The organism is Thauera sp. WB-2 (assembly GCF_027594845.1).
Lineage (GTDB): Bacteria > Pseudomonadota > Gammaproteobacteria > Burkholderiales > Rhodocyclaceae > Thauera > Thauera mechernichensis.
Window position 1 is genome coordinate 550,618 of sequence record NZ_CP088935.1, and the last position, 15,118, is coordinate 565,735.

At 63.7% G+C, this 15,118-nt stretch carries 11 protein-coding genes and 2 pseudogenes; 6 read left to right on the forward strand and 7 right to left on the reverse strand.

The window, feature by feature from the left end:
* Positions 1–117: 117 nt before the first annotated feature.
* The gene (locus LQF09_RS02465; protein ID WP_270069093.1) at positions 118–996 is read right to left on the reverse strand and encodes a LysR family transcriptional regulator; all 879 of its coding nucleotides are present in this window, start codon (positions 994–996) and stop codon (positions 118–120) included.
* 146 nt (positions 997–1,142) lie between these two features.
* On the opposite strand from LQF09_RS02465, the gene LQF09_RS02470 reads away from it, so the two are divergent.
* The 6 genes from LQF09_RS02470 to LQF09_RS02495 all read left to right on the forward strand — a co-directional run bounded on the left by LQF09_RS02470 (position 1,143) and on the right by LQF09_RS02495 (position 9,219).
* Complete coding sequence (locus LQF09_RS02470; protein WP_270069094.1) at positions 1,143–2,654, forward strand: CoA-acylating methylmalonate-semialdehyde dehydrogenase; 1,512 nt, start codon at positions 1,143–1,145, stop codon at positions 2,652–2,654.
* Positions 2,655–2,796: 142 nt separating this feature from the next.
* Positions 2,797–4,419 carry a GMC family oxidoreductase gene (locus tag LQF09_RS02475; protein ID WP_270069095.1) on the forward strand — a complete coding sequence of 541 codons (1,623 nt, stop codon included), beginning with the start codon at positions 2,797–2,799 and terminating at the stop codon, positions 4,417–4,419.
* Positions 4,420–4,802: 383 nt separating this feature from the next.
* Entirely contained in the window at positions 4,803–5,129 is a 327-nt protein-coding gene (locus LQF09_RS02480) for a hypothetical protein (RefSeq protein WP_270069096.1), read from the forward strand.
* Positions 5,130–5,985: 856 nt separating this feature from the next.
* A complete protein-coding gene (locus tag LQF09_RS02485) occupies positions 5,986–7,239 on the forward strand; it encodes a site-specific integrase (RefSeq protein WP_270069097.1) in 1,254 nt (417 codons plus the stop codon).
* On the forward strand, positions 7,236–8,213 hold the full coding sequence (locus tag LQF09_RS02490; RefSeq protein WP_270069098.1) for a tyrosine-type recombinase/integrase: 978 nt from the start codon (positions 7,236–7,238) through the stop codon (positions 8,211–8,213). The genes LQF09_RS02485 and LQF09_RS02490 overlap by 4 nt, the downstream gene beginning before the upstream one ends.
* On the forward strand, positions 8,206–9,219 hold the full coding sequence (locus LQF09_RS02495; RefSeq protein WP_270069099.1) for a tyrosine-type recombinase/integrase: 1,014 nt from the start codon (positions 8,206–8,208) through the stop codon (positions 9,217–9,219). Before LQF09_RS02490 ends, LQF09_RS02495 begins: the two co-directional genes overlap by 8 nt.
* 135 nt (positions 9,220–9,354) lie before the next feature.
* On the opposite strand, the pseudogene LQF09_RS02500 reads toward LQF09_RS02495, so the two are convergent.
* From LQF09_RS02500 to LQF09_RS02525, 6 genes and pseudogenes are all read right to left on the reverse strand, one after another.
* Positions 9,355–12,150 (reverse strand): annotated as a pseudogene (locus LQF09_RS02500) (Tn3 family transposase); the annotation flags it as partial.
* 165 nt (positions 12,151–12,315) lie between these two features.
* Positions 12,316–13,353 carry an IS5 family transposase gene (locus tag LQF09_RS02505; protein ID WP_041105710.1) on the reverse strand — a complete coding sequence of 346 codons (1,038 nt, stop codon included), beginning with the start codon at positions 13,351–13,353 and terminating at the stop codon, positions 12,316–12,318.
* Positions 13,354–13,419: 66 nt separating this feature from the next.
* Positions 13,420–13,596, reverse strand: a pseudogene (locus tag LQF09_RS02510) (DUF4158 domain-containing protein); the annotation flags it as partial.
* Between the two features lies 1 nt (position 13,597).
* On the reverse strand, positions 13,598–14,155 hold the full coding sequence (locus tag LQF09_RS02515; RefSeq protein ID WP_270069101.1) for a recombinase family protein: 558 nt from the start codon (positions 14,153–14,155) through the stop codon (positions 13,598–13,600).
* Between the two features lie 158 nt (positions 14,156–14,313).
* Positions 14,314–14,835: a GNAT family N-acetyltransferase gene (locus LQF09_RS02520; RefSeq protein WP_168988744.1), complete on the reverse strand. Its 522-nt coding sequence runs from the start codon at positions 14,833–14,835 to the stop codon at positions 14,314–14,316.
* Positions 14,832–15,113 carry a type II toxin-antitoxin system TacA family antitoxin gene (locus tag LQF09_RS02525; RefSeq protein ID WP_168988743.1) on the reverse strand — a complete coding sequence of 94 codons (282 nt, stop codon included), beginning with the start codon at positions 15,111–15,113 and terminating at the stop codon, positions 14,832–14,834. The genes LQF09_RS02520 and LQF09_RS02525 overlap by 4 nt, the downstream gene beginning before the upstream one ends.
* Positions 15,114–15,118: the final 5 nt, after the last annotated feature.

Sequence of the window (15,118 nt, forward strand, 5' to 3'; positions counted from 1 at the left end):
AAATCGGAACTGGCGACCACCATTCCATCAGGTGACGAGAGAACCCTTCTTCAAAGCGCGATACGGCGCTTTCACGTTTCACCAATCGTACCTGCTACACGCGCGCCGCCCACGCGATCAACTCGCGCCGCTTCTACCCCCGCCGTGCCAAACCTCCTCGACGATGTTCATCGCCGCCGCGATCAGTGGCTCCTCTTGGCATTCCTGACGGCAAATGAAGCCAAGTTCGGCGGGTACCGACACCGCATCGGCAATGACGATGCCTTCGGCGTGCGCAGCACGCAGCGCGAGACTTTCGCGCGCAAGCGCCAGCGCGACACCCGACTTCACCAGATCGATCATCGAGGGCTCGAGATCGACCCGTGCGACGACCCGCTGCGCAACGCCCTCAGCGGCAAAGATGCGGCTCAAGAGGCGCGAATGGACTGAGTCGGGCGGCGTACCGATCCACGGTAGCCGCGCAAGGTCGCGCCATCCTTTCCCCCGCACCTGGCCGCTCCAGCCTGCCGGAGCAATGACGCGATAAACGAACGCGGTTAGCGTGACAACGTAAAAGCGATCCTTCAGTTCCGCCAACCCGGGTGGGCCGAGCGCGTAAGCAACGTCGAGCCGCCCCGCCTCCAACTCGCGGGCAACCGCGCCCGACATGCCGTGTGATAGTTCGAACGACAGACCGGGGTGGCGCTCCGCCAGCAGGCGCAGGAACGGCCCCATGCGCAGGAACTCGGGATCGACGATGGTGCCGAGCCGCAACCGTCCCGTCACCGAACCCTTCAGCCTCGTCGCCGCGGCGCGGAACTCGGCCGCGGCAGTCAGCGCCCGCTCGGCGGCCGGCAACAGCTTCTGCCCCGCCTCGGTCAGGCGCATGCCGCGCGGTCGCCGCTCGAAGAGCATGACACCGATTGATTCATGCAACTTCTTAAGCTGCAGGCTGAGCGCCGGCTGGGTGACGAAGAGCCGCTCCGCGGCGCGGGTGAGGTTGCCCTCGCGTGCCACGGTGACGAACGCGCGCAGTCCTGAGTAGTCCATTCTGTAATTAGCAATTCGAATAACGAAATCAAGAATAACTCATTGGACCCTCTGTAGTACATGGTTCTAAATACGATCCATCGTCACAACCGTCACACAGCGAAGGAAGAGACATGAGCCTTACTTACATCAACGCCCCCGAGCACATCGGCCACTGGATCGACAACGAACCCCGTCCGGCCGGCGAGCGTAGCCAGCCGGTTTTCGACCCGGCTTTGGGTCGCTCGACCCGTCAGGTCGGTCTGGCCACCGAAGCGGAAGTCGACGCGGCGGTCGCCAGCGCCGCCACCGCACAGCACGCCTGGGGCGCGATGGCGCCGCAGAAGCGCGCGCGGGTGCTGTTCAAGATGAAGGAACTGGTCGAGCGCCACACCGACGACCTCGCCCGCCTGATCACCCGCGAGCATGGCAAGACCTTCCCGGACGCCAAGGGTGAAGTGCAGCGCGGGCTAGAGATCATCGAGTTCGCCTGCGGCATCCCCCAGCTCTTCAAGGGGCAGTACTCGGACAACGTTGGTGGCGGCATCAGCAACTGGAGCCAGCGCGCACCGCTGGGCGTCACCGCCGGCATCACGCCCTTCAACTTCCCGTTCATGGTCCCGATGTGGATGGCGCCGGTGTCGATCGCCTGCGGCAACAGCTTCATCCTCAAGCCCTCCGAGCGCGACCCCTCGCCCTCGCTGCTGACCGCCGAGCTGTTCCGCGAAGCCGGACTGCCAGCCGGCGTGTTCAACGTCGTCCAAGGCGACAAGCTCGCGGTCGATCGTCTGCTGAACCACCCCGACGTGCAGGCAGTGAGCTTCGTCGGCTCGACCCCGATCGCCAAGTACATCTACGAGACATCGGCCCGCAACGGCAAGCGCTCGCAGGCACTGGGCGGTGCGAAGAACCATATGGTGGTAATGCCTGACGCCGACCTCGATCAGGCCGCCGACGCGCTGATCGGTGCCGCCTACGGGTCCGCCGGAGAACGCTGCATGGCGATCTCGGTCGCGGTCGCGGTCGGCCATATCGCCGACGAACTGGTCGACAAGGTTGCCACCCGTGCCCGCGCGCTGAGGGTGAACGACGGTGAAGCCGAGGGTGCCGACATGGGCCCGATCGTGACCGCCGAAGCCAAGCAGCGCATTGAAGGCTACATCGCCTCGGGCGTCGAGCAAGGGGCGACGCTGGTGATGGACGGTCGCGGGCTGGTCGTGCCGGGCCGCGAGCAGGGTTACTTCCTCGGCGCCTCGCTGTTCGACAACGTCACACCGGACATGAAGATCTACCGCGAGGAAATCTTCGGCCCGGTGTTGTGCGTGGTGCGGGTCGACACCTTCGCCGAGGCGGTCGAGCTGGTCAATTCGCACGCCTTCGGCAACGGCGTCGCCTGCTACACCCGTGACGGCCGCACCGCACAGGAGTTCGCGCAGAAGATCCAGATCGGCATGGTCGGCATCAATGTGCCTCTGCCGGTGCCGATGGCCTGGCACTCGTTCGGTGGCTGGAAACAGAGCCTGTTCGGCGATCACCACAGCTACGGCGAGGAAGGCGTGCGCTTCTACACCCGCTACAAGAGCGTGATGCAACGCTGGCCGGATAGCGGTTCGAAGGGGCCGGAATTCGTGATGCCGGTCAATTGACCTTTCACTGAAAAGACAAGCTGTACGGCGGGCTTCGGCCCGCCGCCTACTGATCGGGTCCGACGCCGTATGCGGCTGGAATCCCGCCGGCCCCGTGCGCGCCGGGCGGCGGCCCTCCAAAATTCGAATTCAGGAACTTCCCATGAAAGATATCGGTGAATTTGACTACGTCATCGTTGGCGGCGGTGCTGCGGGCTGCGTGCTGGCCAACCGCCTCTCGGCCGACGCGGACGTCAGCGTGCTGCTGCTCGAAGCCGGCAACGACGAGAAATGGATCTGGACCAAGATCCCTGTCGGCTATCTCTACTGCATCAACAACCCGCGCACCGACTGGTGCTACAAGACCGAGCCCGAGCCGGGCCTGAACGGACGCAGCATCATCTACGCCCGCGGCAAGGGGCTCGGCGGCTCGACGCTGATCAATGCGATGCTCTACCTGCGCGGCCAGGCCCGCGACTACAACGAATGGGCCGAGCTCACCGGCGACGCCGGCTGGAGTTGGGACGCGGTACTACCGCACTTCAAGGGCGTCGAGGACAACTGGCGCGGCGGCAGCGAGCACCATGGCAGCGGCGGCGAGTGGCGGGTCGAGCAGCAACGCCTGCGCTGGGACATCCTTGACCGTTTCGCCGAAGCTACCGCGGAAGCGGGCATTCCGATGACCGAAGACTTCAACCGCGGCAATAACCTCGGCGTCAGCCAGTTCGAGGTCAATCAAAAACGCGGCACCCGCTGGAGCGCAGTGCGCGGCTTCCTCGATCCGGTGCGCCACCGGCCTAATCTGACCATCGTCACCGGTGCGCTGTCCGACCGGCTGCTGATGGACGGGCGGCGGGTGAAAGGCATCATCTTCCGCCGCGATGGCGAGGAGTGCGTCGCCCGCGCACGCATCGAGACCGTGCTTGCGGCTGGTTCGCTCGGTTCGCCGGCGATCCTGCAGCGCTCGGGCATCGGCGACGGCGCAACACTGCAAGAGCTCGGTATTCCACTCGCCCATGAGTTGAAGGGGGTCGGCAACAACCTGCAGGATCACCTGCAGCTGCGCAGCATCTTCAAAGTGAGCGGCATCAAGACCCTGAACCAGCAGGCCAACAGCCTGTGGGGCAAGGCGATGATGGGCCTGGAATACGCCTTCTTCCGCCGCGGCCCCTTGACCATGGCGCCGAGCCAGCTCGGCCTGTTCGCCTGTTCCGACTCCTCGGTCGAAAACCCAGACCTCGAATACCACGTGCAACCGCTCTCGCTGGACAAGTTCGGCGACCCGGTGCACAAGTTTCCGGCCTTCACCGCCAGCGTTTGCGACCTGCGCCCGAAATCGCGCGGTCACGTCACGATCCGCGACCGCGACCCGGCGAGCGCGCCGCGCATTGCGCCAATGTATCTCACCGATCCGGAAGATCGCGCCAAGGCCGCCAGAGCGATCCGCCTGACCCGGAAGATCGCGGCCCAGCCCGCGCTGGCACCGTTCAAGCCGGTCGAGCACCTGCCCGGCCCGGGCTTCGAGACCGACGAAGATCTGGCGGTCGCCGCAGGCAACATCGGCACCACGATCTTCCACCCGGTCGGCACCTGCAAGATGGGGCGCGAAGACGATCCGAGCGCGGTGACCGATGCCCGCCTGCAAGTGTTGGGGTTGGGCGGCCTGCGCGTGGTCGATGCATCGATCATGCCGACCATCACCTCCGGCAACACCAGCTCGCCGACGATCATGATCGCGGCACGCGGCGCGCAGATGATCCGCGAGGACCGACTGCGGTCAGCCTGAAGTTGCAGACGGGGCGCCAGCCGCGCTGCATTTGCTGGCGCCGGTATTACCAATCAAGCTGACAGACTAGTATGTAGCTCGGGGTGCGGTGATTAGCCAACCCGCCCAGTTTTCTTGTCAAGAGTGAAGGAGCAGCGGCAACCCGTTCTGGGCAGGAAAGCAACGAAGCCGATCGTTGCGGCTGTTCTGCGATAAGCGATCGATTACCAGGGCGGAGAAACGCGGGTCAGAGTGCAGAAGGAAGTGTTTGCAGGTGCGGAAGTTTGCGGCGCCAATTTGTCGCTCAAGCATTTGCCTCGACGCACAAATCACGCAGGCAGCAGCCAAGGATCTCTGCGACCACGGTGATTGGGAACGGGCCCGCAGACTTCAGCACCTGCACGGTGGATCTGGAGACCACACAGACCGATTTTGACATCCGCTACGGCATGCGACGCCTGCAGCCGCCCGGGACGATGGTGGTGCCGCTCCCGCCCGAGACCATCGTGCCCCTGTGCGCGCCGGCGCTGATAAACGGCGATCATCCGATCCGCAAGACCCGTGACCTCGCCTTCCATACCCTGATCCACGGCGAGGTATGTCTGGTCGGCTGGCGAGAATTGATACGGCGACACCGCACGGTCAAGCTCGACATTTCCCGCGGCCTGCTCTTCGATCGGTCGTTCATGGCTATCAGCGCGGCGGTCGACGGGCTCGACGTATGCCTATAGAGCTTGTTGCTGGCCCGGCGAGATCTCGAGGCCAGCGAGCTTGTGGCACCGCTCGGCCTCTTCGGGCCGCAAATGCGGGTTTACACGTTCAACATGCTGAGGCCCCGGGCCGATCTGGCCAAGATCAGGGACTTCCAACAGTGGTTGTTCCGCGAGTCGGAACAGGGCGCGAAATTCGCTCGCGCTCGCCGAAGGGTTTGTGAGCCCAGGCCGGCGGCGAGGGCGGCGAATTGCTTGCCGCGCTTGTCGATGCTGAACTGTTCGCGCTCATCCGGCGCATTCAGCAGCGCTTTGATGCCTAGATGTCTTTGCGCGTTGAAATTTGAGGAGGCCCCGGAAATCTGAACAGGGCGAGAAGTGAATGCTGCTTCCGTGATAAAGCCCAAGAATCGTGCCGACAAGGAGACCGTAGCATGAGCAGAAAACCACGCTGGAACCACTCGCCGGCATTGAAAGCCGAGGTGGCGCTGGAATGGTCAGGTCGCAGGATCGAGGACTTGCAGTTCGCGCTCGCTGAGAGCCTCAAGCGGCAGGTGTCGGCCGGATTGCAGCTGCTCAAATTGAGCAAGCTGGGCAGCAACTCAGGCAGAGGTCTTGTCCGTGAGTTATGCCCACGGGCGGCCGCTCCACTCATACACCTGCCACTGGAGCCCCAGAGACTCATCCGGCAGCTTGGGGTCGCTATGCAAATCTCTCCATAGCGACCCCTATGCGCAGATCCCAACTATGCGGATGTTGGATGAGTAGGGCTTGGTTGATTCAGAGCCAGCGTGGCATCAGGCCCGGCTGGGCAACGCCGATCTGGACATAGTTTCCGCCGTTTTGTGCAGTGGTGGTCCCACTTGAGGAGACCGCCATGGGAAACACACGTTCGTCCAAGCACGCCAGCATCGATTGGCTCGCCAAAGGGCCACTTGCCCCGCACATCGATGAGTTCATGCTGTATCTCGCAAACCGGGACTACGCAGCGAACACGTTCTGCAACTATCTCGGCGTTGTTAGCCACTTTGCGCAGTGGATGCACGGTCGTCGGCTACGGTTGCAAAGCATCGACGAAGCGCTGGTCGCCAAGTTTACTGATCAGCATCTGCCGCGTTGCCACTGCTCGGGTCCGGTTCAGCGAGATCGTCGTACGCTCAGCGCCGCGCTGGGGCATCTCTTGGCTGTGTTGCGTGCTCAGGGCGCCATTGCTCCAGTCATGGTGAGTTCGAAGCCCGTGGACGAAGAACTCCGCCGCTACGATGCGTACATGGACCATGTGCGGGGCTTGGCACCCAAGACCCGAGAGGCGGCCTTGCGCATCGTGGGAAGGCTGCTGACGGCCCGCTTCGGCGACGCGGCCATCGACATTGCCGCAATCGAGCCTGATCAGGTTCGCACTTTCTTCGCGCAACAGGCCAAGCTCTACAGCAAACCGGCAAGCACCGGCACGGTGATTGCGTCGCTACGCGGGTACTTCCGCTACCGCGTTTCCCTGGGCGACGCGGTGCACGGGTTGATCGGCGTGCTGTCCTACCCCGCCAACTGGCAGTTGTCCTCGCTTCCCAAGACGCTCATGCCCGGGGAGGTCGAGCAACTGGTCAACTCGCTCGGCAAGCCGGGCCGATCACTGCGACGCACCGACGCCATCGTGCGCTGCGCCTTGGATCTCGGACTTCGTAGCGGCGAGATCGCCCATATCAGCCTCGATGACATCGACTGGCGCGCTGGCACGATTACGCTGCGCCACACCAAGGGCCGCCGTGACGATGTCCTGCCGCTGCCAGCGACCACCGGCGCGGCCATCGTGGCTTACCTGGAACAGGAACGTCCCAAGACCCGCAATCGAGCGGTGTTCGTGCGCCACCAAACGCCGCGCGGTGAACCCGTCGGACCGGACCTGGTACGCAAGGCGATTCGCCAGGCCTTTGCGCATGCCGGATTGCCCTACACCCGTTCGCACCTGCTCCGTCACACCATGGCCAATCGATTGCTGGCAGGTGGTGCCTCCCTCAAGGAAGTGGCCGACGTATTGCGTCACCGCTCTCTCAACACCACGATGATTTACGCCAAGCTCGACAGCCGCAACCTCGCCGAGGTCGCCCTGGCTTGGCCGGGGAGCGCAGCATGAGCCCGGACACCACCCTGCAGGCGCTGGTCGAACGATATCTGGATGAACGTCACCGGCTGGGCTTCTCCGCACAGACCCAGGCTTATGCCCTGCGCAGCTTCGTCCGCCATGTCCAGGCCGTCGGCCATCATGGCCCGATTACGCTGGATGTCATGGCTGGCTGGGCGCGCTGCGACAGCCATGCCAGCAGCGATCCGCACACCTGGGCGCGTCGGCTGAAGCTGTTGCGCTCATTCACGCATTGGCTGGTCCAGTTCGAGCCGTCAACCGAGGTTCCCGGCGATGCCATCTTCGGCCGTCTGCCCGAGCGGCAGGCGCCACACATTTACAGTGAGCAGGAGATCATCGACCTGCTGGCTGCCGCGCGGCAGCTTGGTCCATCGCCCGGTCCGCGCGGCATCATCTACGAGACGCTGTTTGGCCTGCTTGCCAGCACCGGAATGCGGATCTCCGAGGCGCTGGCACTCACCAACGCCGATGTCGACCTCAAGCGCGGGATGCTCACGATTCACCAGGCCAAGTTCGGTAAATCGCGTCAGATTCCCCTACACCCCAGCACTGTGGAAGCCCTGCGCCTCTATCGAGGGCAGTGCGATTTGGCTGGCTTATCTGCACGGGACGAGGCCCCCTTCTTCGTCGGCACGCGAGGTCGCCGACGGGGAACGCCTCTGGGCGACCGGCAAGTGCATCGCGTCTTCACCGAATTGCGAGAACGGTTGGGCTGGCGCAACCGGGGCGCTCACCATGCCCCGCGCATCCATGACCTGAGGCATACCTTCGTCGTGCGCCGCATCCTGCTGTGGCAGGCACAGGGGGTGGACGTCGATCAAGCGATGCTATCGCTATCGACCTACGTCGGGCATGCGATGGTGACCAACACCTACTGGTACCTCTCGGCGGTACCGGAGTTGATGGCGCTGGCCGCAGGGCGATTCGAGACGTTCATGTCGCTATCGGAGGTGCACCATGCGTAATGCCATCGCACCCAATCCGCCGTCGTTTGCCGCACTGGTGCAACAGTTCTTCACCGAGCATCTGGTCACGCAACGGGCGGTCAGCCCGCGCACGGTGGCCTGCTACCGCGACGCCTTGATGTTGTTCCTGGACTTCGCCAGCCACAAGCTGGGCAAGACGCCGACCAGCCTGCAATTGATCGACATCCGGCCCGAACTGATCCTGGCGTTCCTGGATCACCTTGAGCAGGAGCGGCATAACGGGGTTCGCAGCCGGAACCTGAGACTGACCGCGCTGCGTGCGTTCCTGAAATTCGCCGGACGGCGCGACGTGGCCTCGCTGCATGTGGTCGAGCAGGCATTGGGGATTCCAATGAAACGGTTCGAGCGGCCGATGTTGGGCTACCTCACGCGGGATGAGATGGTCGCGGTGTTGGGGCAACCCGGAGAAAGCTGGTCCACGCAGCGAGATCACCTACTGTTGGCCATGCTCTACAACACCGGCGCGCGGGTCTCCGAGATCATTGGCGTGCGCGTGGTCGACGTCGTCCTTGACGGCGCCGCCTGCGTCCACCTGCAAGGCAAGGGGCGCAAGTTGCGCTCGGTGCCGCTGTGGGCTCGTACTGTCGTGGAGATTCGCGCCTGGCTGCGGCTGAACCCGACGCTTCGCGGCGAGGCTGCCCTGCTGCCCAACCGTGATGGGCGAGCGATGTCGCGATCCAACGTTGCCCAGCGTCTGACTCTCGCTGTCGCTCGTGCGGCTGTCCAAGAACCCAGCCTCCTCAACAAGCGGGTTTCGCCGCACGTGCTGCGCCACACCACAGCGATGCACCTGCTGCAGTCGGGCGTCCCCTTCAACGTGATCGCGCTGTGGCTCGGGCACGAGAGCACGACGACCACCCATCGCTACGTCGAAGCCGACCTCGCAATGAAGGAGAAGGCGCTCGCCCGACTGGAAGCGCCCGACACACGGATACCTCGGTATCAGGCGCCGGATTCACTCATGCGTTTTCTGAAAACGCTGTAACTATGCGCAGCAACGCCGGCCTGAACAGCGGCCGGTGCTGCGATTCTCAGGGCGTGTGTGCATAGTTGGGATCTGCGCATAGGGGTCGATTTGAGCCGATCAGGGGTCGTCTCAGAAAACGGAGAATAAAGCACGTTAAGCCGATGGCATTGGTCGCAGCGGTCTGAACTTACCTGCGCCGATCTTGGCGCTGCTGCGCCACAGGTAATCGCCGGTCAGGTTGATGTGCTCCCAGCCCAGCGGCGACAGGTACTGCAACAGGGCGTCATCGACAGCGTGGCCATGCCCACGCAAGGCGTTCGCCGCCCGCTCCAGATAGACCGTGTTCCACAACACGATGGCGGCCGTCAACAGGTTGAGGCCGCTGGCCCGGTAGCGTTGCTGCTCGAAACTGCGGTCGCGTATTTCGCCCAGGCGGTTGAAGAACACGGCACGGGCGAGCGCGTTTCGGGCCTCGCCCTTGTTCAGCCCGGCATGCACGCGGCGGCGCAGCTCGACGCTTTGCAGCCAGTCCAGAATGAACAGCGTGCGCTCGATGCGCCCCAACTCGCGCAAGGCCACGGCAAGTCCGTTCTGGCGCGGGTAGCTGCCAAGCTTCCTGAGCATCAGCGAGGCCGTCACCGTCCCCTGCTTGATCGAGGTGGCCAGCCGCAGGATGTCGTCCCAATGGGCACGGACATGCTTGATGTTGAGCGTGCCGCCAATCATGGGCTTCAGCGCCTCATAGGCAGCCTCGCCCTTCGGGATGTAGAGCTTGGTGTCGCCCAGATCGCGGATGCGCGGCGCGAAGCGAAAGCCCAGCAGGTGCATCAGCGCGAACACGTGATCGGTGAAGCCCGCCGTATCGGTGTAGTGCTCTTCGATGCGAAGGTCGGATTCGTGGTATAGCAGGCCGTCGAGCACGTAGGTCGAGTCGCGCACGCCGACGTTGAGCACCTTGGTGTGGAACGGCGTGTACTGGTCGGAGATGTGGGTGTAGAACGTTCGCCCAGGGCTGCTGCCGTATTTCGGGTTGATGTGGCCCGTGCTCACGGCCTTGCTGCCGGTTCGGAAATTCTGGCCATCCGACGAGGACGTGGTGCCGTCGCCCCAGTGCTCTGCAAAGGGATGCCGGAACTGCGCATTGACCAGCTCAGCCAGCGCCGTCGAGTAAGTTTCATCGCGGATGTGCCAAGCCTGCAGCCAGGCCAGCTTGGCGTAGGTCGTGCCGGGGCAGGATTCCGCCATCTTGGTCAGGCCGAGGTTGACTGCGTCGGCCAGGATAGTGGTCAGCAGCAGGTTCTTGTCTTTGGCTAGGTCACCCGACTTGAGGTGCGTGAAGTGACGGGTGAAGCCCGTCCACTCGTCCACTTCCAGAAGCAGCTCGGTGATCTTGACGTGCGGCAGGATCATCGCCGTCTGGTCAATCAGGGCCTGCGCGGTGTCGGGCACCGCCGCATCGAGCGGCGTGATCTTCAGACCTGACCCCGTGATGATGGCGTCCGGCAGTTCGTTGGCCAGCGCCATGCAGTTGACCGTGGCGAGCTGGGTTTCCAGCAGCGTCAGCCGGTCGTGCAGGTATTGGTCGCAGTCGGTGGCCACGGCCAGCGGCAATTCGCGGGCCTGCTTGAGGCTGGCGAACTTCGCGGGCGGGACCAGGTAGTCCTCGAAGTCCTTGAACTGGCGCGAGCCTTGCACCCAGATGTCGCCCGAGCGCAGCGCGTTCTTCAGCTCCGACAGTGCGCACAGTTCGTAGTAGCGCCGGTCGATGCCGGTGTCGGTCATCACCAGCTTCTGCCATCGCGGCTTGATGAAGTCGGTCGGCGCATCGACGGGCACCTTGCGGGCATTGTCGCTGTTCATGCCGCGTAGCACCTCGATGGCGTCGAGCACGTTCTTGGCGGCAGGCGCGGCCCGCAGCTTGAGCACGTTGAGGAATTCTGGCGCGTAGCGGCGCAACGTTGCGTAGTTCTCGCCGATGCGATGCAGGAAATCGAAGTCCTCGGGCTGCGCGAGCCGCTGCGCCTCAGTGACGCTCTCGGCAAAGGCGTCCCACGACATGACCGCCTCGATGGCGGCAAACGGGTCGCTGCCCGCCTGCTTGGCCTCGATCAGCGCCTGGCCGATGCGGCCGAACAGGCGCACCTTGGCATTGATCGCTTTGCCGGCTGCCTGGAACTGCTGTTGATGCTTGTTCCTGGCAGCGTTGAACAGTTTGCCGAGAATCCGATCGTGCAGGTCGATGATTTCGTCGGTGACGGTGGCCATGCCCTCGATGGCGAGTGCCACCAAGGTGGCGTAGCGGCGCTGTGGCTCGAACTTTGCCAGGTCGGCGGGCGTCATCTGGCCGCCCTCGCGAGCGATCTTCAGCAGGCGGTTCTGATGTACCAGGCGCTCGATGCCGGAAGGCAGATCGAGTGCCTGCCACGCCTTGAGGCGGTCGATGTGTTCAAGCATGTGCCGCGAGTTCGGCTTGGCTGGAGACTGACGCAGCCAGGCCAGCCAGGTCGCCTTGCCGCTCTCACGGCGCTTGAGCAGATCGTCGAGGCGGCGGCGATGCGCGTCCGACAGCGGATCGACCAAGGCGTCGTAGATGCGCCGGTTGGCGCGGGTGATCGCCTCGGCGCAGATGCGCTCGATGGCGTTTAACGCGGGCAGGATGATCGACTGCCGCTGCAGATGGTCGATCACGGCATCGGCCAGCACGACGCCTTTGTCGGTTTGCATGGCTAATTCGGTCAGCGTCCGTACCGCCTGCCGGTAGTGGCTCATCGTGAAGGTCTGAAAGCCGAATACCGTTTGCAGCTCGATCAAGTGCTCGCGCCGGGTCTGTTCCCGCTGCCCATACTCGCCCCAGCTTTCGACGCCGACCTTGAGCTGGTCGGCGATCAGTTTCAGCAATGGCGGGAACGGCGACTGATCGACGCCAAGGATGATGCCGGGAAAGCGCAAGGGCACCTCGAATAACCCGAGGGTTTCAGTGAATCCCACGACGCAATGATGACGGCGACCAATTTCGGCCCAATTCCTCTGGCAAACCACCGCGTTTCTCGGCGGAGTTGCCCCGTTTTTGCATCGAATCGCCCCAGGCATCGGCGATTCGGCCCATTTCGGGCGTCAGAAGGCCTCGATTCCGGCCTTCCGGAAGTAGACCAGCCGCTTCAAGTTGTAGCAGGCAGCCATCATCGTCATCGCAAAGTTCGCCCGCGCCCGACCGATGGTACGCAGCAACTTGCCGCCCATCTGTTCGATGGCGGCAAAGACATGCTCGACCCGGGCGCGCGTTTTGGCGATGCGCTGGTTACGCCGCTGCTGGCACTCGGTCAGCGGCTTGTTGCGTTTGCCCTTCCTCTGGATCTGGTTACGAAAGCCGTTCTCCTTCAGCCAGGCTTCACGCGCCTCGGACGGGTAGCCCCGGTCGGCATAGACGTCCCGACTCGTGTTGCCCGCATCGAAGACGTTGTCGAAGTGCTGGCTATCGTGCGTACTCGCGGTGTCGGTCTCGATTCGGCGAATGATCTTGTATTTCTTGTCGACGTTGATCGAGAGCTTGTAGCCGAAGTGGTTCTTGCCGTGCTTCTTCGTCCAGGTCGCATCGATGTCCTTCTGGCGGCGCTTGGCCGGCTTCCAGTCGGCGGGCATCGCACCGTGCTCGATCAGCGCCTTCTCGCCCCGGCTGTTGTGCTGCTTGGGGGCGGGGACCAAAGTGGCGTCGATGATCTGACCGCCGCGCGCGATGAAACCCTTCTTCAGCAACTGCGCCGAGACACCGTCAAAGAGCGCCTTGGCGCCCGCTTCACCAATCCGGTTCTCGAAGGTCCACACCGTGGTGCGGTCCGGGACGTGGGTCGCGTTCGCCAGTCCGCAGAAGCGCTTGTAGCTCATGCGGTCGAGCAACTGGTACTCCATCTGCTCGTCGGACAGGTTGTACAGGCGCTTGAGCACCAGGATCCGTACCATCGTCTCGGTCGGGTACGGCGGACGCCCGCCCTGCGCGCTCACCGGGCGCGGCGCAACCTCATCCACCTCGGCCGCCAACGACGCAAAGTCGATGTGCGACTCGATGTCGGTCAGCGGGTCGCCCAGCGCGTCGATCTTCTTGCGGTGATGCTCGTCAGCGAACAGGTCAGTCTTGATAGCGCTACGCGGTTTCATCGGTGCAGGCTGCAGGGTTCAGGACGTCGTGATTTTACCAAAGGCGGGCGGAGCAGAGGTTTTTCGAGGCACCCGCAAGTAGGAAAGCTGAACGGCGAAGCCGAGGCGGTTGGCCGAGCCGCGCCGCTGCCGGATAAGGTCAGACTCGCTGAACGTGTAGTGACGGATCAACTCATCCTTGGTGTCCGGCAACGCCAGCAGGCTTTCGCGCTCGGCAGCAGACAGGATCGAACGGCGAGGCATGTCAGGTTTCTCGCAAGTACTGGTAAAGCGTTTCGCGGCTGATGCCGAACTCGCGGGCGAGCTTGGCCTTCTGCTCGCCCGCCGCGATACGCCGTTTCAGTTCCTCGATCTTTTCACTGTTCAGAGACTTCTTGCGCCCCCGATAGGCCCCGCGCTGCTTGGCGAGCGCGATCCCCTCGCGCTGCCGCTCGCGGATGAGCGCCCGCTCGAACTCAGCGAAGGCGCCCATCACCGACAGCATCAGGTTCGCCATCGGCGAATCCTCGCCGGTGAAAGTCAGGGACTCCTTGACGAATTCGATGCGCACGCCGCGCTGGGTGAGGCCCTGCACCAGGCGGCGAAGGTCATCGAGGTTGCGCGCCAGGCGATCCATGCTGTGCACCACCACCGTGTCGCCCTCACGTACAAAGGCGAGCAGTCGCTCCAACTCGGGGCGCTGTATGTCCTTTCCCGACGCCTTGTCGGTGAACAGCCGGTCCACCGTGACCTGCTCGAGTTGGCGTTCCGGGTTCTGGTCGAAGCTGCTGACCCGGACGTAGCCGATACGCTGACCGTGCAAGGGGCCTCCTGCGGGCGATGTGTCAGGAACAAATCTATAACCCTTGGCGGCATGCGTCAATCAATGCGTGATAGGACTCTATCCTGACGCATTGGTGCCGGGCGACCTGACGCCCGGTTAGGGTATAGCCCAGCCTGACGCGCACGAATGCCACCGGCTTAGCGCGCTCGATTTTCCGTTTTCCGAGACGCCTCCACCGTTGCCAGCGGCAGGAAGAGCGTGAACGGTGAGTCGGGCAAAGCGATGAAGCCATGATGTCGGTAGAAGGCCGCTGCCGCCTCGTCCTTGGCATCCACGATCAAGGCATAGGCGGCAATCTCGGAACGGACAGCACGGTCGAGCGCATCGGCCAGCAGTGCGCCGCCCAGCCCTTGCCCTTTGAAAGCCTGATCGACGGCCAAGCGGCCCATGCGAACCGCTGGGACGGTCGGATAGCGCGGCAGCTTCTTGCCGACACTGGCCGGGAGATCGGTCAGCAGCAGGCTTGCCGACGCCAGCGTGTAGTAGCCCGCGATGCGCTGCCCTTCCGCCAATGCCACGAAGCAGGCAGCCACACGGCGGCGAACATCTTGGGTGACTTGTTCCCGCAGATAGCGCTCAAGCGGTTCTGAACCGCAGTTGAACGCTGCGCGAACATGCGCGGCATCGAGCGGCGTGAGCCGGAACGGTGCGCTGCTCATTCAGTACGCAAGAGCTTGCGGCGACGGGCGAAAGCGCGTTCCAAGGCCGGGCCCAGTTGCGGCGGCGACAGCAACGCTTGTGCAAAGCACTCCTGATCGGCCAGCGACAGGCGGATGACCTCGGCTTGCTCGATGGCGCGTTGCGCGGCGTCCTGGACGGCAGCGACCACGAAATCAGTCATGGTGCGCCCCTGAAGTTCAGCGGCGCGCTTGAGCATCGAATGCAGATCGGTGCTGATCCGGGCTTCGAGGCGAGCGGTAGAAATGGCTGCGGGCATAGTCT